The 18,088-nt window shown below is 74.8% G+C and carries 16 protein-coding genes and 1 pseudogene; 10 read left to right on the top strand and 7 right to left on the bottom strand.

What is annotated here, in order from left to right; all coding sequences use genetic code 11:
- Window positions 1-47 precede the first annotated feature (47 nt).
- A complete protein-coding gene (locus ABD254_RS08630) occupies window positions 48-824 on the bottom strand; it encodes an LLM class F420-dependent oxidoreductase (protein WP_344247582.1) in 777 nt (258 codons plus the stop codon).
- 113 nt (window positions 825-937) lie between these two features.
- Between ABD254_RS08630 and ABD254_RS08625 the strand changes: the two genes are divergently transcribed.
- The 3 genes from ABD254_RS08625 (at window position 938) to ABD254_RS08615 (ending at window position 3,787) form a co-directional block, all read left to right on the top strand.
- Entirely contained in the window at window positions 938-1,858 is a 921-nt protein-coding gene (locus ABD254_RS08625) for an ABC transporter substrate-binding protein (RefSeq protein ID WP_344247580.1), read from the top strand.
- A gap of 127 nt (window positions 1,859-1,985) precedes the next feature.
- A complete protein-coding gene (locus tag ABD254_RS08620) occupies window positions 1,986-2,978 on the top strand; it encodes an amino acid ABC transporter permease (RefSeq protein WP_344247579.1) in 993 nt (330 codons plus the stop codon).
- 41 nt (window positions 2,979-3,019) lie between these two features.
- Window positions 3,020-3,787 carry an amino acid ABC transporter ATP-binding protein gene (locus ABD254_RS08615; RefSeq protein ID WP_344248524.1) on the top strand — a complete coding sequence of 256 codons (768 nt, stop codon included), beginning with the start codon at window positions 3,020-3,022 and terminating at the stop codon, window positions 3,785-3,787.
- A 96-nt stretch (window positions 3,788-3,883) separates the two neighbouring features.
- Here ABD254_RS08615 and ABD254_RS08610 read toward each other — a convergent pair whose 3' ends face one another.
- Window positions 3,884-4,663 carry a hypothetical protein gene (locus ABD254_RS08610; RefSeq protein WP_344247577.1) on the bottom strand — a complete coding sequence of 260 codons (780 nt, stop codon included), beginning with the start codon at window positions 4,661-4,663 and terminating at the stop codon, window positions 3,884-3,886.
- A gap of 167 nt (window positions 4,664-4,830) precedes the next feature.
- Between ABD254_RS08610 and ABD254_RS08605 the strand changes: the two genes are divergently transcribed.
- Complete coding sequence (locus ABD254_RS08605) at window positions 4,831-5,379, top strand: RNA polymerase sigma factor (RefSeq protein ID WP_344247575.1); 549 nt, start codon at window positions 4,831-4,833, stop codon at window positions 5,377-5,379.
- Window positions 5,376-6,155, top strand: coding sequence for a hypothetical protein (locus ABD254_RS08600; protein WP_344247573.1), 780 nt, complete (start codon window positions 5,376-5,378; stop codon window positions 6,153-6,155). Before ABD254_RS08605 ends, ABD254_RS08600 begins: the two co-directional genes overlap by 4 nt.
- Before the next feature lie 45 nt (window positions 6,156-6,200).
- Here the strand turns inward: ABD254_RS08600 and ABD254_RS08595 are convergent, their stop codons facing one another.
- Complete coding sequence (locus ABD254_RS08595) at window positions 6,201-7,250, bottom strand: sensor histidine kinase (protein WP_344247571.1); 1,050 nt, start codon at window positions 7,248-7,250, stop codon at window positions 6,201-6,203.
- Complete coding sequence (locus ABD254_RS08590) at window positions 7,247-8,038, bottom strand: response regulator transcription factor (RefSeq protein WP_344247569.1); 792 nt, start codon at window positions 8,036-8,038, stop codon at window positions 7,247-7,249. Before ABD254_RS08590 ends, ABD254_RS08595 begins: the two co-directional genes overlap by 4 nt.
- A 116-nt stretch (window positions 8,039-8,154) precedes the next feature.
- On the opposite strand from ABD254_RS08590, the gene ABD254_RS08585 reads away from it, so the two are divergent.
- Together ABD254_RS08585 and ABD254_RS08580 are read left to right on the top strand one after the other, a co-directional pair.
- Window positions 8,155-8,796, top strand: a complete 642-nt coding sequence (locus ABD254_RS08585; protein ID WP_344247567.1) for a SigE family RNA polymerase sigma factor — start codon at window positions 8,155-8,157, stop codon at window positions 8,794-8,796.
- Window positions 8,797-8,819: 23 nt separating this feature from the next.
- Window positions 8,820-9,740: a hypothetical protein gene (locus ABD254_RS08580; protein WP_344247565.1), complete on the top strand. Its 921-nt coding sequence runs from the start codon at window positions 8,820-8,822 to the stop codon at window positions 9,738-9,740.
- A gap of 72 nt (window positions 9,741-9,812) precedes the next feature.
- On the opposite strand, the gene ABD254_RS08575 is transcribed toward ABD254_RS08580, so the two are convergent.
- Window positions 9,813-10,874, bottom strand: coding sequence for an excalibur calcium-binding domain-containing protein (locus ABD254_RS08575; protein ID WP_344247563.1), 1,062 nt, complete (start codon window positions 10,872-10,874; stop codon window positions 9,813-9,815).
- Between the two features lie 164 nt (window positions 10,875-11,038).
- Here ABD254_RS08575 and ABD254_RS08570 point away from each other — a divergent pair, with 164 nt between their 5' ends.
- Window positions 11,039-15,262 carry a TM0106 family RecB-like putative nuclease gene (locus ABD254_RS08570; RefSeq protein WP_344247561.1) on the top strand — a complete coding sequence of 1,408 codons (4,224 nt, stop codon included), beginning with the start codon at window positions 11,039-11,041 and terminating at the stop codon, window positions 15,260-15,262.
- An 87-nt stretch (window positions 15,263-15,349) separates the two neighbouring features.
- Here ABD254_RS08570 and ABD254_RS08565 read toward each other — a convergent pair whose 3' ends face one another.
- Entirely contained in the window at window positions 15,350-16,156 is an 807-nt protein-coding gene (locus tag ABD254_RS08565) for a hypothetical protein (RefSeq protein WP_344247559.1), read from the bottom strand.
- Between the two features lie 166 nt (window positions 16,157-16,322).
- Entirely contained in the window at window positions 16,323-16,526 is a 204-nt protein-coding gene (cspE, locus tag ABD254_RS08560) for a transcription antiterminator/RNA stability regulator CspE (RefSeq protein WP_079576569.1), read from the bottom strand.
- A gap of 294 nt (window positions 16,527-16,820) precedes the next feature.
- On the opposite strand from cspE, the gene ABD254_RS08555 reads away from it, so the two are divergent.
- Both ABD254_RS08555 and ABD254_RS08550 read left to right on the top strand, forming a co-directional pair.
- Entirely contained in the window at window positions 16,821-17,675 is an 855-nt protein-coding gene (locus tag ABD254_RS08555; protein WP_344247554.1) for an aldo/keto reductase, read from the top strand.
- Between the two features lie 191 nt (window positions 17,676-17,866).
- A pseudogene (locus tag ABD254_RS08550) lies at window positions 17,867-18,088 on the top strand (ABC transporter substrate-binding protein); the annotation flags it as partial.

Below are 18,088 nucleotides of genomic sequence, written 5' to 3'. Positions count from 1 at the left end.
GCGCCGTCGGCGTCCGACGTGGGGGCGGTCGTCGCCTCGACCCGGGCTCAGGCCCGCGCGTCGCGCCAGGCCACCCACTGCGCGGCGAGCGACAGGTCGTAGTCCGGCCCGCTCGTCCCGACGGTGAGGAGGGTCGCGCCCGCGGCCACGAGAGCCTCGGCCGACTCGGCCGGCGGCCGCGACACCCCGACGGAGCGTTCGACGAGCGACGCGGTGTCCCGCCCGACGGCGGCGCCGTGCTCGTCGAGGATCCCGCTCTTGCGGGCGAGCGTGTCGGCGTCGCCGAACGAGTGCCACACGTCCGCGTGCTCGGCGACGATGCGCAGGGTCTTCTTCTCGCCGCCGCCGCCGATCAGGACGGGGATGTCGCGGACCGGCGCCGGGTTCTTCGCCGCCCAGCGTGCCTTGATGCGGGGCAGTGCGTCGGCCAGGTCCGCGATTCGCGAGCCGGCGGTGCCGAAGTCGTAGCCGTACTCGTCGTAGTCGCGCTCGAACCAGCCGGCCCCGATCCCGAGGATCAGTCGCCCGCCGCTGATGTGGTCGACGGTGTGCGCCATGTCTGCCAGGAGGTCCGGGTTGCGGTAGCTGTTGCAGGTGACGAGGGCGCCGATCTCGACGCGGCTCGTCTGCTCCGCCCACGCCCCGAGCATGGTCCAGCACTCGAAGTGCTTGCCGTCGGGGTCGCCGGTGAGCGGGAAGAAGTGGTCCCAGTTGAAGACGACGTCGACGCCGAGGTCCTCGGCCCGCAGGACCGCGTCGCGGATCTGGGCGTAGTCGCCGTGCTGGGGCTGGATCTGGACACCGATACGAAAGGGTCGTGTCATGGACGAGAATCTAGAGGGGGCGCCGGGCGGGCCGCACCACCTGCCGGTTTGGTGATTCATGCGTCGCTCTGCATACTCATGCATACACCCCGATCGACCACCGGAGCACCACCATGCGCACCCTTCCCGTCGCCGCCGCGGCCGTCGCCGCCGCGGCAATGCTGCTCGCCGGCTGCACCACGGCCTCCCAGGACGCCGGTTCGGACCCGACCGCGTCCGACGGCGGTTCGGCCGCGTCGTTCGACCCGACGACCATCACCGAGGACGCGGACGTCGCGGCCATGGTCCCCGAGGCCGTCGCGTCCGACGGCAAGCTCACGGTCGGCTCCAACCTCGAGTACGCGCCGGTGGAGTTCGTCGACGCCGACGGCACGACGCCGGTGGGCCTCGACATCGACATCGTCACCGCCGTCGCGAACACGATGGGCCTCGAGGTCGACGTGCAGAACGCCGGCTTCGACTCGATCATCCCGGCCATCGGCAGCAAGTTCGAGGTCGGCTTCTCGGCCTTCTCCGTGACCCCCGAGCGCCTCGAGACCGTGAACATGGTCAGCTACTTCACCGCCGGTTCGCAGTTCGCGGTGGCGCAGGGAAACCCCGACGGCGTCTCCGCCGACGACCTGTGCGGCGTCACCGTCGGCGTGCAGACCGGCACCATCCAGCAGGGCGAGCTCGACACGCTCAGCAAGGAGTGCACGGACGCCGGCAACGAGGCGATCGACGTCCTGCCGTACGACTCGCAGGCCGACGTCACGACCAACCTCGCCGGCGGCAAGCTGCAGGCGATGTACGCCGACTCGCCGATCATCGCGTACGCCGTCGAGCAGACCGGCGGCACCGTCGAGACGCTCGGCGACATCCACGACGCCGCCCCCTACGGCGCCGTCGTCGCGAAGGACGACACCGAGCTGGCGCAGGCCGTGCAGGCCGCGCTGCAGAAGCTCATGGACGACGGCGTGCTCGCCCAGGTGGCCGACGTCTGGGGCAGCGGCGAGGCCGTGCTGGACACCGCCGAGCTGAACCCCGCAGGCTGAGCGCACCCGACCCCGTCGGTCGAGCCTGCGCCGTCCTGATCCTGACGAAGGATCGAGACCATCATGGTCTCGACCCTTCGTCAGGCTCAGGACATCGCACGCTCGACCGCCGCTTGGAGGAATCCCCATGAGCCCGCAGACGTCCGCGCCGCCGGACACGCTGCCCGAGCCGATCCACGCGCGGCCGGTGCCCCGGCCCGGCCGCTGGATCTCGGCGGCGATCGTCCTCGTGCTCGCCGCGATGGCGGTGAACGCGCTCGTCACCAACCCGAACTTCCGCTGGGACACGGTCTGGCTGTACCTGCGCGACGTCGTCGTCGTGCGCGGGGTGGGCTGGACGCTGGTCCTCACGTTCGGCTCGATGGCGCTCGCCATCGTGCTGGCGGTGCTGCTGGCGGTGATGCGGCGCAGCGACAACCCGGTGATGCGGGGGGTGTCCTGGTTCTGGATCTGGTTCTTCCGCGGTACCCCGATCTACACCCAGCTCGTGTTCTGGGGCCTCATCTCGGTGCTGTACCCGCGCCTCAGCCTCGGAGTCCCGTTCGGGCCGGAGTTCTTCACGTTCACCACCCAGGACGTCATCACGGCCTTCTGGGCCGCGATGCTCGGGCTCGCGCTCAACGAGTCGGCGTATCTCGCGGAGATCGTGCGCGCGGGCCTGTCGTCGGTGGACCCCGGGCAGACCGAGGCCGCGAAGGCGCTGGGTATGAAGGACGGCAAGATCCTGTGGCGGGTCGTGCTGCCCCAGGCGATGCGCGTCATCGTGCCGCCCACGGGCAACGAGACGATCTCCATGCTCAAGACGACGTCGCTGGTGCTGGCGGTGCCGTTCACCCTCGAGCTCACCTACGCGACCAACGCCATCGGCAACCGGATCTTCCAGCCCATCCCGCTGCTGATCGTCGCGGCGCTCTGGTACCTGCTCATCACGTCGATCCTCATGGTCGGCCAGCACTACCTCGAGCGGTACTACGGTCGCGGGTTCGACGGCGGTGCCACCGGTGGAGGTCGCCGCGGCCGCGGGCCGGGCGGTCGAGGCGGGCGCAAACCCCGCAAGCAGGACCTCATCGGCGCGTCCGGCACGACCAAGGACGCCCCCTTCCTGGAGGTGACCCCGTGAGCGCATCCCCGTCGGTCGAGCCCGTCGAGACCACCGACGCCATGGTCTGGGTCCGCGGCGTGCACAAGGTGTTCGGCCGGGGCCACGACGCGGTGCACGTGCTGCGCGGCATCGACCTCGACGTCGCCCGCGGGTCGGTGACGGTCGTCCTCGGGCCGTCCGGCTCCGGCAAGTCCACGCTGCTGCGCTGCGTCAACGAGCTCGAGGAGATCACCTCGGGCGCCATCCGCGTCGACGGCGAGCTCATGGGCTACCGCGAGGACGCCAAGGGCGTGCTCCACCGGCTGCACCCCAGGGCGATCGCGAAGCAGCGCTCCCGCATCGGGATGGTCTTCCAGCGCTTCCACCTGTTCCCGCACTTCACGGCGCTCGAGAACGTCATGGAGGCGCCCATGCAGGTGCGGGGGCTGTCGAAGGCCGCCGCCCGGGCGCGGGCGCTCGAGCTGCTCGACCGCGTCGGGCTCTCCGACCGGGTGAGCCACTACCCGGCGCAGCTCTCCGGCGGCCAGCAGCAGCGGGTCGCCATCGCGCGTGCGCTGGCGATGGACCCCGAGCTCATGCTCTTCGACGAGCCCACGTCGGCCCTCGACCCCGAGCTGGTCGGCGAGGTGCTGACGGTCATGCAGGACCTGGCCCGGTCCGGTATGACGATGATCGTCGTGACGCACGAGATCGGCTTCGCCCGCGAGGTCGCCGACCACGTCGTGTTCATGGACGACGGCGTCATCGTCGAGGAGGGCGCGCCCGCCGACGTGCTCGACAACCCGGCCGAGCCCCGGCTGCGGGACTTCCTGGCGCACGTGCTCTGACGCCCGGAGCGGATCAGTTCGGCAGGCCGTGGATCAGTTCGGCAATCGGACCTGCCGAACTGATGCACGGCCTGCCGAACTGATCGGACGACCGGCTCAGAGCGACGCGCAGGTGGCGCCCCAGTCGGTGTGGCCGACGAGGACCTTCTTCCAGATGTACGCGGAGTAGCCGCCCGCCGACGTGCGCGTCTTCGAGACCGTCCGGGTGTCGCCGCTGCCCCAGGTGGAGTCGGGTCCGGTGAGCCAGGTGCTGCCGGTGGGGCAGCCGTCGGAGCCGGTGGAGACGCGGTAGACGCGCAGGAAGCCGGACACGGAGCCGGAGCCGCGGTACTTCCACGAGGCGTAGATCCGCCCGCTGCTCTTGCTGAGGCAGATCGTGCCCGGGCCGCTGGTCGAGTCGCACTGGTTGCCCGACGGGAGGCCGGCGGTCGAGGCGCCGAGCGTGCCCACCCTGCTCGCCGTCCCTTCGGCGGCCGAGCCCGAGGTCGAGGCGCCGAGGTCGGCGCAGTCCTCCAGGAGCTCCACGCGGTGCGTCCTGAGGTCGGCGGGGGCGCCCATCGCGAGGTTGTACTCGCGGTCGACCTCCATGGAGATTGTCACGTCCTCGAGCTCGCAGCCGCGGGCGGCGGCGTCGGCGGCCCAGTCGGTGGCCTTCGCGTCCGCCTGTTCCTGGGCCGCCCACTCCTCCCAGGTGCTCGCCGAGGCTCCGGGCTCGGGGACGCCGGGCAGGTTCTGCGCCTCGGACGCGGCCGCCGTCGATCCAGCCGCCGATCCGGCCGCGGGTGCGACCGTCGTGGCGAGCGCGGCGCCCACCGCGAGGGCGGCGGTCCCCAGGCAGGCGGCGACTGCCCTGGTCGTGGTCCTGCGTCGGCTCATGTCCGCTCCTCGTCTCGGTGTCTCGAGTGTCGGTTCGGCGCGCACGAGTCAGTGCACGAGTGGTGGCGAGCGTACTCATCGACTCGTTCGATGCAACCTTCGGTCACTACGGTGTAGCAACGGGAACCCTGCCGGCAATGTGAAGGGTGGAGACGAAAGGTGCGAGCGTGGACGACGCCGAGGCTCGCCGACTGCTGACTCAGCTGTGGACGGACCACCACGAGTCGGTCGCGAGGTTCGTGGCCCGGCGCGTGATGCCGGGCCTCGTCGACGACGTCGTCTCCGAGACGTTCCTGGTGGCGTGGCGGAAGGTGGAGGACGTGCCGGCAGACGCGCGGCCCTGGCTGTTCGGGGTGGCCCGCAACGTGCTGTCCACGCACCTGCGCACGCACGGCCGGTGGCGCGCGCTCGGCGTCCGGCTGGAGCGGGAGCCCGAGCCGGGGCACGAGGGCACGGACGACGTCGCCGCCGACCGCGCCGACCTGCGTCGCGCCTGGGAGCTGCTGTCCGACGCCGACCGGGAGGTCATCGCGCTGGTCGCCTGGGACGGCCTCACGGCCGTCGAGGCGGCCCGCGTCCTCGGGATCCGCCCCACGACGTTCTCCGTCCGCCTCACGCGCGCCCGCAAGCGGCTGCTCGCCTTCTCGGGCGTGCCGCACGAGACCGCGGACGTGCTGCGCAACCTCCAGTCGTCGGTCGGTCAGGAGTCGCGATGAGATCCCCGATGATGGCCGAGCTGGAGGCCCTCGACCCCGCCCGCGACCTGCGCGCCCCCGGGCGCGAGGACGACGACGCGCTGGCGGCGATCCTCGGCACCGACCGACGTTCCCGACGCCGGGTCAGCCGCCCGGCGCTGGTCGCGAGCGCCGCCGCGGCCGCCGTCGTCGCCGTGGCCGTGGGCGTCACGCTGACCTCGACGCTGGGCGCCCCGCCCGCGTACGCGACGTGGACGCCCGTTCCCGCCGAGCTCACGCCCGCGCAGGCGGCCGAGCGCGCCGAGCCGTGCGGCACGGCCGCGCACGAGATCGTGGACGGCCCCGACGGGTCGCAGGTCGTCGAGGTGCCGGTCGACCCGGTGCTGACCGAGGTGCGCGGCGAGTACGCGTACGTCATCCTCGCCGGCGACGGCGCGGTGACCCAGTGCTTCGTCACGACCCCGGCCGACGGCCCGCAGGACGTCGTCACGACCGACGCCGTCCTTCCCGGCGCGGCCGCCGTCCCAGGCCCTGGCGAGGTCACCACCCTGGAGTCGGGGACGGCGTCGTGGTCCGGGAGCGGATCCGGCGACGGCGCGCTCACGTCCGCCTTTGGCCGCGCGGGGGACGACGTCGCGGCGATCGAGCTCACCCTCGACGACGGGCGGGCCGTGCAGGCGTCCGTCGACGACGGGTGGTGGGCGGTCTGGGCGCCCGGGGACGCCTCCCTCGGCACAGAGGCCGTCGTGACGCGCACCGACGGCACGACGGCGAAGGTGGCGCTGGACGGCTCCTAGCGGCGTCGGGCGGCCGGGTTCGGGCGGCTCGGGGACGCGGGGCCGTCACGCAGGCAGGGTCAGCGTGAAGCGGCAGCCGCGGCCGCCGTCGGGCAGTGCGACGTTCTGCACCGCCACGCCACCGCCGTGCGCCTCGGCCACCTCGCGCACGATGGACAGCCCGATGCCGGCGCCCGCGCCGCCGGGGGCGCCCGGGCTCCGTGCCGGGGTGCCGCGCCAGCCGGCGTCGAACAGTCGCGGCAGGTCCGCCTCGGGGATGCCGCCGCACGCGTCGGTCACCTGAACGACGGCGGTCGTTCCCGTCCTGGACCCTCCCGACCCGCCGGGCTCGGTCGACACCCGCAGGCAGACGGTCTCCCCCGCGGGCGTGTGCCGGACGGCGTTGACCACGAGGTTCGCCAGGGCGCGCGACACCTCCGCGGCGTCGACGCGCGCCACCACCGGGGCGTCGACCTCGCCGGCCAGCCGCACGGCACCCGCGTCGGCGAGCGGCTGCGCGGCGGCGATGGCGTCGGACACGAGGTCCCCGACGTCGGCCGGCTCCCGAGCCGGCTCGAACGTGGGGGACTGGAGACGGGACAGCGCGAGCAGGTCGTCCACCATCGCGCTCATCCGGGCGCCCGCCGACTGGATCGGGCCGATGGCGTCGGCGGGTGCGGTGACGCCGTCGTCCACGGCCTCGGTGAGCACCCGTACGGCGGCGAGGGGAGTGCGCAGGTCGTGCGACACCCACGCCACCATCTCGCGCCGCCGCTCCTCGACGGCGCGGTCGCGGTCGCGGGCGGCGAGCGCCGCCGCGTGCTCCGCCGTCAGGCGGTGCGCGCGCCGCGCGAGCACCAGGCCCACACCGACCGCCACGGGCACCGCGGCGAGCAGCAGCCACAGCACGGTCGCGGCGTCGGCCGCGGACAGGAACATCGCGTAGGAGCTGGCGGCCACGCCCGCGGCGACGGACGCGACGACCACCAGCGGCGCCAGCGCGGCGGCCACCGCCGGGCGGCGCCGGCCCAGCGTGAGCACGCCGACGGCGCCGAGGGTCCCGACGACGGCGGCCACACCCGCCGAGAGGGCGACGCCCTCGACGACGGGGCTCATCGTGGCCCCGCCGTCTCTGCGGTCGAGCCGGCGTCGCCCTGAGCCGGCGTCGTCCTGAGCCTGTCGAAGGGTCGAAGGGTCGAGACCGTCCCGGCGAGGTCCCAGCGATATCCGACGCCGAACACGGTGACGAGCCGCGCCGGCCGCGACGGGTCGGCCTCGACCTTCTCGCGCAGCCGCCGCACGTGGACGGTCACGGTGGACAGGTCGCCGTACTCCCAGCCCCACACCTCGCGCAGCAGCTCGGCGCGGTCGAACACCCGGCCCGGGTGCGCGAGGAACCAGCGCAGCAGCCCGAACTCGCGCGCCGTGAGGGCGAGCTCGGTGCCGCCGCGCCGCACCCGATGGGCCTCTGCGTCGAGCTCGAGGTCGCCGTCGTGCAGCGTCTCCCGGGTCTCCGGCGCCGTCTCCGCGGGGCGGCCGGCGCCCACGCGCCGCAGCACCGACTGCACCCGCAGCACCAGCTCGCGCGGGCTGAACGGCTTGGTCACGTAGTCGTCGGCGCCGACCTCGAGGCCCAGGACGCGGTCGTCCTCCTCGCCGCGGGCCGTGAGCATGACGACCGGCAGCCCGGGCCGGTCGGCGCGCAGCCGCCGGCACACCTCGATGCCGTCGACGCCGGGCAGCATGAGGTCCAGCACCACCGCGTCGGGCGGCCGGTCCGCCGCCGCGACCAGCGCGGCGGCTCCGTCGGCGACGTGCTCGGCCGTCATTCCCGCGCGCTCGAGGTAGGCCACCACCACCTGCGCGACGGTGGCGTCGTCGTCCACCACGAGGACCCGCGTCACGCCGTCAGGATATTCGCGGCCCCGTGGCCTCTGCCCTGTCCAGGGGAGCGGGAGCACAGACGTCACCAGATCGTCAGACGACGGAACCTTCTGCGCGGCTGCTGCGTGTACTGCTCGTGACAGCGACGAGCGACGCGGCTTCCACCGCCCTGACCCACGCCGGGCTCGGCGCGGGCCGGGCGGGCGAGGAACGGGACGACGACGCGCCGATCGTCGACGTGCGGATCACGCACGCCGACCGCAACGCCGAGTTCACCGCGTTCATGCGCGCGGCGGCCGACCCGCTGCACCGGATGGCGTATCTCCTGTGCGGCGACCGGCACCGCGCCGAGGAGCTCGTGCAGCAGACGCTCGAGCGCACCTACCGGTCGTGGTCGTCGGCCCGCCGGGGCGACCCGCTCGCGTACGCCCGCCGCATCCTCGCGAACCTGCGCGTCGACACCTGGCGCCGCACGCGGCGCGAGGTGCTCACCGTTCCCGACGAGCTGCCGGACGGCGCCGAGCGGGCCGACCGGCGGGCGTCCGGCACGGCGGAGACGCGGACCGTCGAGGAACGCGACGCCGTCGTGCGGGCGCTGCTCCTGCTGCCCCTGCGGCAGCGCCGCGTCGTCGTGCTGCGGCACCTCATGGGCCTGTCGGAGGCGGAGGTGTCCCGCGAGCTGGGGATGCCCGTCGGCACCGTGAAGTCCTCCGCCTCCCGCGCGCTGGCGCACCTGCGCGCCGTCCTCGACCTCGACTCCCTGGGAGGTACCCGATGACCCGCGAACCGATGCCTCGTGGCATGTCCGACGACGAGCTCGTCGCGCGGCTGCGGGGCGCCACCGCGGACGTCCCGCCGTCGACGCTCGACCTCGACGCCGTCCTGCGCTCCAGCCGGCGCAAGTCCGTGCGGCACCGCGCCGCCGTGGGAACGGCGTGCCTCGCGTCCCTCGCCGTCGCGGGCGTGGGCGCGCAGGCGGCGCCAGGGCTGTGGCAGGCCGCCACCGACGGCGCAGCGACGCCCGCGACGTCGCTCCCTGCAGGTGTGTGCGACCCCGCCGACGTCGAGGTGGACTGGTCGAGCGAGCAGACGAGTCCCGTCGTGCTGTGGGTCGATCGCGTCCAGCGGCGCTCGGGCGACCGGCCCGACGAGGTCGAGGTCGAGCGGATGCTCGGCGCCGACGCCGCGGAGGCGAGGCCGAGCGTCGACGGGTGGGGCGTCTCGCCGCCGATGGTCGAGGGGATCCTCCGGGAGGCAGGAAAGGACTCGAAGAACCCGCCGACCGGGGACGAGCAGGTCGACGTCGCCACGTCGGCGTCGATCGGGGGGCCGGGTGAGCCCTGGCGGATGCTGGACGGGTTCGACGCATCCGAACGGGGGCTCTCTGACGGTGGCGACGTGCACCACCTCGCGGACCCGCCCGCGGGCACGACGCTCTACTTCGCCGCGGGCACGAGCCACGTCGCCTCGGGCGTCGCCACCTGTGGCGACGACGAGAAGCGGTTCATGCTGCGCTACTGGGCGCCGGGGGACGGGCCCCAAGAGACACCGTGCGCAGTCCCGACCGACGACGGGATCGCGATCAACGTCAAGCGGGCCTACTGCCCCGACGGACTCACCGAGGAGGAGCGCGCGGTCATCGGGCTCGACCCGGCGGACGACGCCTCCGCGGAGACGGCCGACCGTGTCGCGGAGGGCCTGCGGCTGGCCGTCGCGGGCTGACGCGGGTTTGCCCGCCCTCCGCGCCTTGTGGAGGATCGTGCCCCCGGTCGCCTGTTCGTGCTGCTCCGGCCGCTATTCCCCGGCCTCGCAGGCGATGCCGTTGCCGTTCGCGTCGAGAGCCGCGCGGTAGGCGGGCTGCCCCTGCTGGATGGGCGCGGCACCCGCGCTGCGGGCGGCGTTGCAGTCCCAGTAGAACCAGGCGGCGTCCTGCTGCTGTTGCTGGGCCTGCTCCTGCTGCGCCTGTTGGTCGGCGATCGCCTGCTGCTGGCTGGTGAGCTCGGCCTCCTTCGCGGCGGCGTCCTTCTCCCGCTGCTGCAGGTCCTTCTCGCGCTTCTCGACGTCGACCCGGGCGGCGTCGACCTCCTGCCGGGCCTGGGTGGCCGCCGCCTCGAGCTGCTCGGCCTGCTCCAGGCTGCGCTGGGCGTCGACGAGCGCCTGAGCGGCGTCCGAGCTGCGCATCATCGACACCGTGACGCCCAGGATGGAGCCGAGCGCGAGGCACGCCACGGCGACGCCGGCGACGAGCCCGTTCGACGGGCCGCGGCGTCGGGCGGTGCGTCCGGCCCGCGGGGCCTCGGCTGTCTGCGCGCGGGCAGACGCCTCCGCGCGGGCGGCGCGGCGAGCCTTCGCACGCTCGCCCCACGCCTGGAAGGCGGACGCCGCGGCGGCCGTGGCAGCCGCGACGCCACCCTGACCGCCGGCGGGCTCGCCGTCGTGCGCGGTGCGGCTGCCGCGGCGCGTCGGGAGCTCCGGCGGAGCGGGCGGCACGGGGGGTACCGGCGCGACGGACGGCATGGGGGCGACGGGCGGCAGGGTCGCCGTCGCCCGGGGGTCGCCGGCCGGGTGCGCCGGCGTCGCCGGGGCGGTCACGTACCCGACGGGCGTGACGGCGGCGGGCGGGGCGGGCGCCGCGCCGACGGGCGCCATGACGCTGGTCCGCTCGGCCGCCGACTCGGGCCGTCCAGCGGCTGCCGCCGCGGCGCGGGCGACCGGCGCCGGTGGTGCGGCGTCCTCGACCCAGTACTCCCAACCCTGGGGCGCGGGCGGCCACGCGGGGTCGGGAACCCACCCGGCGTCGGGCCGGAACCCGGGGGGAAGCTGCCACCCCGGGGGCGGGTTGAATCGCACAGCCATGACACTCCTTGGTCGTCGAGCGGCACCCACTATGGCGGAAACCGGGCCGGTAGGTCCACGCCCGCCCAGGTCGTGCGGACCGCCGACGGGCGACGTCACACGCGAGACGGAGCCCTGCGGCCCTGCTGGCAGGGCCTGTCGGGGGCCGCTGGTAGACCGGTGGCATGTTCCTTCTCGACGGCCACCACCCGGCTCCCGACACGGCCTCGGGCGCGTCGCCCGCGCCTCGGCTGGTGCACTCGGCGAGGGACGTCGTGCTGGCCGCAGAGTGCGAGTTCGCGTCGCTGCGGCGCCTTGACGAGGTGCTCGGCCGGGCCCCGCGGCGCGACCGGGTCGCCGACGCCACGCTCGCCCGCACCCTCGCGTTGGGGACGGCGCACGAGCAGCGCGCGCTCGCCGCGCACCTGGCCCGGTTCGGGCGGGCGCCGGCCGACGGCGGCCCGGGCGGCGTCGCCGAGATCGCCCCGCCGAGCTCCATGACCTGGGACGAGCTGGCCGGTGCGCACGCGCGCACGCTCGGGGCGCTGGAGCGCGGCGCGGACGTCGTCGCGCAGGCGGCGTTCTTCGACGGACGCTTCCACGGGCGCGCGGACTTCCTGGTGCGCGCGGGCGGGGTGGGCGGCAGGGCGGGTGCCGAGGCCGACGACGGCGGCCGGCCGCGGTACGCCGTGTGGGAGGCCAAGCTGGCGCGCCGGGCCAAGGTGCCCGCGCTGCTGCAGGTCGCGGCCTACGCCGAGCAGCTCGCGGCGGCCGGGGCGGACCCGACCGAGCACGGTCACCTGCTGCTCGGCACGGGCGTGGCGTCGCAGCACCTGCTCGCCGAGGTGCTGCCGGTGTTCCGCGCGCGCCGTGACCGGCTGCTCGAGGTCGTGGCGGCGCACGTCGCGGACGGCGGGCCCGTGGGCTGGGGGGACCCGCGGTTCGACGCGTGCGGGCGGCTCGGTGTGTGCCCGGACTGCAGCGAGGCGGCTGAGCGGCATCGCGACGTCCTGCTGGTCGGCGGGGTCTATCCGCGCCAGCGCGCGACGCTGGTCGCCGCCGGCGTCACGACCATCGACGCGCTGGCCGCGGCCGAGCAGCCGCCCGCCGGGATGTCCGCCGGCGCGTTCTCCAAGGTGCGGTCCCAGGCGGCGCTGCAGCTCGGCACCGACCCGGGCGACGGGCGCGTGCGGTACGAGGTCGCGGGTGCCGCGGGGCCGGAGACGGCCGAGCTGCGTTGGGCCATGCCCGACCCGTCGGCGGTCGACCGGCTGCCCGCGCCCAGCCCCGGCGACGTCTTCTTCGACTTCGAGGGCGATCCGCTGTGGACGGACCCGCAGGGGCACGGGCCGGGCGCGGGGTACGGGCTGGACTACCTCTTCGGCTGGGTCACGCGGCCGGGGGTAGACGACGGGGTGGGCGTCGCTCCCGACCGCGGCGCGGACGCAGGCGTCCCGCCGTTCCACGGCCTGTGGGCCGACACGCCGGCGCAGGAGCGCGACGCCCTCGTGGCGTTCGTCGACTGGCTGAACGAGAGGCGCCGGCGCTGGCCCGACCTGCACGTCTACCACTACGCCGACTACGAGCGGTCGCACCTGCTGTCGATCGCCGCGCGGCACGGCACGTACGAGGACGAGGTCGACGACCTGCTGCGCGAGGGCGTGCTCGTCGACCTGTGGAAGGTCGTGCGCCCGTCGCTGCGCATCTCGCACCGCTCGCGGTCGATCAAGAAGCTCGAGCCCCTGTACATGTCGGCGGAGCCGGGGCGCGAGGGCGTCACCGACGCCGCCGCCTCGATCGTCGAGTACGCCGAGTACACGGGTCTCCTGGCCGCGGGGCGCATCGAGGAGGCCGCCGACCGCAAGGCGCAGATCCTCGACTACAACCGGTACGACTGCGTCTCGACGCTCCGCCTGCTCGACTGGTTGCGCGACGCCCGTGCCCAGGTGAACGGCCGCGTGGCGGCGGAGCCTGCCGCGGCGCCTGCCCGGGTGCCGGACCAGGTGTCAGCCCGGCCGGAGGTCTCCCTCGCGGGCGGCGCGGACGGCGGAGGCGGCCCGGGCGCCGCGGCCGACGGAGGCGGCCCGGGCGCCGCGCCGGCCGAGCCGACCCGGCGCGAGCTCGACGTCCGGCGCCGGCTCGCGCTCGAGGACGACGTGCGCGCGGTCGTCGAGGCCGAGCGGGACGTCGCGGCCGAGCGGGACGCCGTGGCCGCGTCCGCGCCGGCCGTGCTGGACGAGGCGGCGCGCCTGGCCGAGGGCCGGGACGCGGGCGCGCCGGCGCTGGCGGCGGAGGTGCGGGCGCTGGCGCTGCTGGGAGCATCGGTCGGCTACTACCGGCGGGAGGCCAAGCCGTTCTGGCACGAGCACTTCGCGCGGCTCGAGTCGCCGCCGGACGAGTGGCCCGGGCGTCGGTCGTCGATGGTGGTCGAGAGCGCCGACGTGCTGCGGGGCTGGGAGATCGAGCCGGGGCGGTCGACGGCGTCCCGGCTCCTCACCCTGCGCGGCCGGGCGGTCGAGGGCTCCGAGCTCGTCCCCGGCGCCCCCGTGTGGCTCCTGTACGACGAGCCCGTGCCGGCCGGGGTGGGCGAGCCCCCGATCGGCGCCGCCCGGGCTGCGCACCGCCGCGCGAGCATCGTCGACCCGCCGGCCGAGCCGTTCGGGGCCGGCGTGCCGACCCCGGTCGATCCCGGTGCGCCGACCCCGGTGATTCCCGGTGCGCCTATCGGCGTCGGGGGCACGGGCGGGGCGCCGGGCGGCCGTGGCGGTACCCCGAGCGCCGGTGCGGCGGCCCAGGAGCAGGTGCTCGTCGTGCGGGAGCAGCTGCGCCGGGCCGACTCTCCGTACGACGCGCGGCCGATGGGGGTGGCCCTCGACGGCCTCGTGCAGACGGGCCCGCAGGAACAGGCGGTCGAGGACGCAGCGACCGAGGCGCTCGCGGCCTGGCGGAGGTCCGGCCGGTTGCCCGCCGGGCCCGCGGTCGACCTGCTGGTGCGACGGGCCCCTCGGCTCGTCGGCGGGGAGGCGCTGCCGTCCCCGTCGATCCTTCGACAGGCTCAGGACGGCGCCCTTCGACAGGCTCAGGACGGCGTCCTTCGACAGGCTCAGGACGGCGTCCTTCGACAGGCTCAGGACGGCGCCCTTCGACAGGCTCAGGACGGCGCCCTTCGACAGGCTCAGGACGGCGCGAGCCCCGGGGAGTCCGAGGAGCCGGACCTGGTCGCAGCTGTCCTGGCTGCGGTGCGGCGCCTGGACCGCTCGTTCCTGGCCGTGCAGGGCCCGCCCGGCACCGGCAAGACCCGCCTGGGGTCGCGGGTCGTCGCGGAGCTGGTCGCGTCAGGCTGGCGCGTCGGCGTGGTCGCGCAGTCCCACGCGGTGGTGGAGAACCTGCTCGCGGCGGCGCTGCGGGCCGGGGTGCCGCCGGAGCGGGTGGCCAAGAAGCGCCGGGACCGCACGGGTGCGCCGCCGGTCGCCTGGGCCGAGGTGAGCCCCGAGGCGCTGGCGGAGGTCGCGGCGTCGGCCGAGCGCTCCGGGCACGGGTGCCTCGTCGGGGGCACGGCCTGGGACTTCGCGCACGGCCGGTGGCCCGCCGAGGGGCTCGACCTGCTGGTCGTGGACGAGGCGGGGCAGTTCTCGCTCGCCAACACGGTCGCCGTCGCGAGGGCGGCCAGGCGGCTGTTGCTGCTCGGCGACCCGCAGCAGCTCGGGCAGGTGAGCCGGGGCAGCCACCCGGAGCCGGCGGTCGCGGGCTCGGCGTTGTCCTGGCTGGCCGGCGGCCGCGACGTGCTCCCGGACCGGTTCGGGTACTTCCTGCCCGCGTCGTACCGCATGCACCCGGACCTGTGCGGCGAGGTGTCGCGGCTGGCCTACGAGGGGCGGCTGCACGCCCACCCGCGCGCCGGCGCGCGCAGGTTGGAGGGAGTGGAGCCCGGCGTGCGGCACGTGCTCGTCGACCACGACGGCGACGAGGTCGCGTCCTCCGCGGAGGCGGACGAGGTGGTGCGACAGGTCCGGGCCGTGCTCGGGCACAGCTGGCACCCCGGCGACGGGCCCGCCCGCCCGCTCGGGACAGCGGACGTGCTCGTCGTCGCCGCGTACAACGCGCAGGTCGCGACCGTCCGACGGGCACTGGACGCCGCCGGCCTGCCCGACGTCCCGGTGGGCACCGTCGACCTGTTCCAGGGGCGGGAGGCGCCGGTCGTGATCCTCACGCTCGCGGCGTCGTCCCCGGACCGGGTGGCCCGTGGCATGGGCTTCCTCCTCGACCGGCACCGGGTCAACGTCGCCGTCTCGCGCGGGCAGTGGTGCGCGGTGATCGTCCGGTCGCCACGGCTGGCCGACTACCTGCCGCACAGCGTGCGCGGACTCGAGCAGCTCGGGGCGTTCCTCCGGCTCGGCTCGCCGAGCTAGCCGCGCCGGGTCAGCACAGCGAGCGGCAGCGCCGCCGGGAATGTGTCCGGATCGTGCTGCTCGCGACGGTGGGTGCTGGCTCGACGGTCAGAACCCGCCGCTGAAGTCGCCGCCGCCGAAGTCGCCGAAGCCCCCTCCGTCACCGCCGCCGAAGTCGCCGAAGCCCCCGCCGTCGGCACCGGACGCCTCGACCGCACCGGGGTCGGCCTCGGAGCCGCCGGCGTCGGCTCCGCCGTCTGCACCGGCCTCGTCGCCCCCGGCCTCGGACCCTGAGCCTTCGCCCGTGTCGCCGGCGAAGTCCTGCGTCGGGTCGCCGAACGTCGGACCGAACAGCGCGCCCGCGACGGCGGTGCCGATCACCACGCCGGCGACGGTGCCCAGCATGCTGGCGCCCACCATCGAACCGAAGCCGGGGCCACGACCTCCGCCCGGGCCGAAGCCGCCGCGGAACGACTGCTCCAGCGTGCCGGGGTTGCGCATCTCGGCGCGCGTCGCCATCCGTGCGAGGGACTGCGGGTCGTCCGAGGTCGCCCGCTCGGCGGGCGGCACCCCGGAGCCCAGCTCCTCGAGCACCCGCCGCCGCTGCTCGGGGGTGAGCCGGGCGAACGCCTCGGCGTGGGCCTGCTCGACGGCGTCCGGCGGCGCGGTCCGCAGGAGATAGCGGTAGCGCTCCACGGCGACCTCGTCCGGGTCGCGGTGTGCGGCCGGGGACCCGCTCGCCCCGTAGCCGGGGACGGCCGGCGCACCGGCCGGCTCCTGCCCCGGCCCCGGGGCGTACCCCTGCTTGCCCGGCGCCTCGCCGGCGTGCGGCGGCGCGGAGCCCGGTTGCCCGGGCACGCCGTGGTACGAGCGCTCGTCACGCGTCCTGCCGAGGAGCCGATCGAGGAATCCCATACCCCGTCCAACGGGGACGTCCGTGCACGCGTTCCCGTTCCGGGGCGCCGAGCAGCCGGGCGAGCCAGGCGCGCCCGGGTACGGCGACGGCCCGCACCCCGCCGTCTGGCGGGATGCGGGCCGTGGTCTCACGCAACCGGCCGAGTCACCTCGGCCACGCGGAGGGTCAGAGCGGGCGGACGTTCTCCGCCTGCGGGCCCTTGGGGCCCTGCGTCACGTCGAACTCGACGCGCTGCTCCTCGTCCAGCGAGCGGTAGCCCTGCGACTGGATCGCGGAGAAGTGGACGAACACGTCAGCCGAGCCGTCCTCGGGGGCGATGAAGCCGTAGCCCTTCTCGCTGTTGAACCACTTCACGGTTCCGGTGGCCATGCTTACTCCTTCAAGAGGTGTCGACGACCTCGACCGTCGAGATCGCGCATCACGGTGAATCGTCGTCAACTCTTGAAACCAAGGTCCGCACGACGTTCGCGTCCATCCTGAACGACGCGGCCGTCGAGCGCAGGACGGGGAACCCGTCCCGGATCGAGCGAGGCACTGCAACGGGCACAACGGTACGCGAGCGCGCGAGCGCGCACCAGTGGTCTGTGCTGCTTCGTCCACAGGATGAAACGGGCGCGGGCCACCCGCCTCCCGGGCGGGAGAGCGGCGGGATAGAAAGGAACCATGACCACCACGCCCATCCCGTCCGTGGCCCTCAACAACGGCGTCGAGATCCCCCAGGGGGGCCTCGGCGTCTTCCAGGTGCCCGACGACGGCACGCAGGAGAACGTCGAGCAGGCGCTCGAGCTCGGGTACCGCCATGTCGACACCGCAGCGGCGTACTACAACGAGGCGGGCGTGGGCGCGGCGCTGCGCGCGTCGGGGCTGCCCCGGGACCAGGTCTTCGTCACCACCAAGCTGCGCAACGGCGACCAGGGGTACGAACGGGCGCTGCGGGCCTTCGAGAGCTCGCGGAAGGAGCTCGGCGTCGACGTCGTCGACCTCTACCTGATCCACTGGCCGGTGCCGAGCCGCGACCTCTACCTCGACACGTGGCGGGCCTTCGAGAAGCTCCTCGCCGACGGCGCCGTGCGGGCGATCGGCGTCTCCAACTTCCTGCCCGACCACCTGGAACGTCTGGTCGCCGCGGCCGACGTGCCGCCCGCCGTCAACCAGATCGAGGTGCATCCCACCTTCCAGCAGGCCGACGTGCAGGCGGCGTGCCGCAAGCTCGGGGTCGCGGTCGAGGCGTACTCACCGCTGGGCCAGGGCGCCGACCTCGACGCCCCCGCCGTCGTCGCCGCGGCGACCGACCTCGGCGTCACGCCCGCGCAGGTCGTGCTGCGGTGGGCGGTCCAGCAGGGGCGGATCGTCATCCCCAAGTCGATGTCGGTCGAGCGGCAGGCCACCAACATGGATCTCTTCTCGTTCGAGCTCTCCGACCGGCAGATGGCGCAGATCGACGCGCTCGAGGCCGGGGCGGACGGCCGCACCGGCGCCGACCCGGCCACGGCCGCCTTCACCCAGTTCCGTGACTGAGGCCGCGGCGCGCGCTACCGAGCGGAACACGCACGAGGGAGGGGACCTCCGGGTGTGACGCACATAACATGTTCGTCACGATCCACGCAGTGTGACCCACGCGACACGTGGCCGTCATACATTCCCACTACGTTCAGCGCCACTACATGCGGTGTTGAGCCGCGCGTACCCACGTCGTGAAGGGGATCAGCATGATTCGACGCAGCACGACCGCCCGGGGCCTGGCCCTGGCGGCGGTCCTCAGCCTGGGCCTCGCGGCCTGCTCCACCTCCGACGGCGGGGGCGACGGGGAGGAGACCGGCGGCGGTGGTGGCGAGGAGACCACCGCCGAACCCCTGAAGATCGGCACGATCCTCCCGGTGACGGGAACGCTGGCCTTCCTCGGCCCGCCCGAGATCGCGGGCGTCGGGCTC

It is taken from the genome of Isoptericola hypogeus, assembly GCF_039531145.1.
Taxonomy (GTDB): Bacteria; Actinomycetota; Actinomycetes; order Actinomycetales; family Cellulomonadaceae; genus Isoptericola; species Isoptericola hypogeus.
This window is presented reverse-complemented; position numbering and strand designations above follow the sequence as displayed.

Bases quoted from the DNA above. Each gene is read 5' to 3' on its own strand.
- ABD254_RS08630 (WP_344247582.1), bottom strand. From the start codon at position 824: ATGACACGACCCTTTCGTATCGGTGTCCAGATCCAGCCCCAGCACGGC.
- ABD254_RS08625 (WP_344247580.1), top strand. From the start codon at position 938: ATGCGCACCCTTCCCGTCGCCGCCGCGGCCGTCGCCGCCGCGGCAATG.
- ABD254_RS08620 (WP_344247579.1), top strand. From the start codon at position 1,986: ATGAGCCCGCAGACGTCCGCGCCGCCGGACACGCTGCCCGAGCCGATC.
- ABD254_RS08615 (WP_344248524.1), top strand. From the start codon at position 3,020: ATGGTCTGGGTCCGCGGCGTGCACAAGGTGTTCGGCCGGGGCCACGAC.
- ABD254_RS08610 (WP_344247577.1), bottom strand. From the start codon at position 4,663: ATGAGCCGACGCAGGACCACGACCAGGGCAGTCGCCGCCTGCCTGGGG.
- ABD254_RS08600 (WP_344247573.1), top strand. From the start codon at position 5,376: ATGAGATCCCCGATGATGGCCGAGCTGGAGGCCCTCGACCCCGCCCGC.
- ABD254_RS08595 (WP_344247571.1), bottom strand. From the start codon at position 7,250: ATGAGCCCCGTCGTCGAGGGCGTCGCCCTCTCGGCGGGTGTGGCCGCC.
- ABD254_RS08580 (WP_344247565.1), top strand. From the start codon at position 8,820: ATGTCCGACGACGAGCTCGTCGCGCGGCTGCGGGGCGCCACCGCGGAC.
- ABD254_RS08575 (WP_344247563.1), bottom strand. From the start codon at position 10,874: ATGGCTGTGCGATTCAACCCGCCCCCGGGGTGGCAGCTTCCCCCCGGG.
- ABD254_RS08570 (WP_344247561.1), top strand. From the start codon at position 11,039: ATGTTCCTTCTCGACGGCCACCACCCGGCTCCCGACACGGCCTCGGGC.
- ABD254_RS08565 (WP_344247559.1), bottom strand. From the start codon at position 16,156: ATGGGATTCCTCGATCGGCTCCTCGGCAGGACGCGTGACGAGCGCTCG.
- cspE (WP_079576569.1), bottom strand. From the start codon at position 16,526: ATGGCCACCGGAACCGTGAAGTGGTTCAACAGCGAGAAGGGCTACGGC.
- ABD254_RS08555 (WP_344247554.1), top strand. From the start codon at position 16,821: ATGACCACCACGCCCATCCCGTCCGTGGCCCTCAACAACGGCGTCGAG.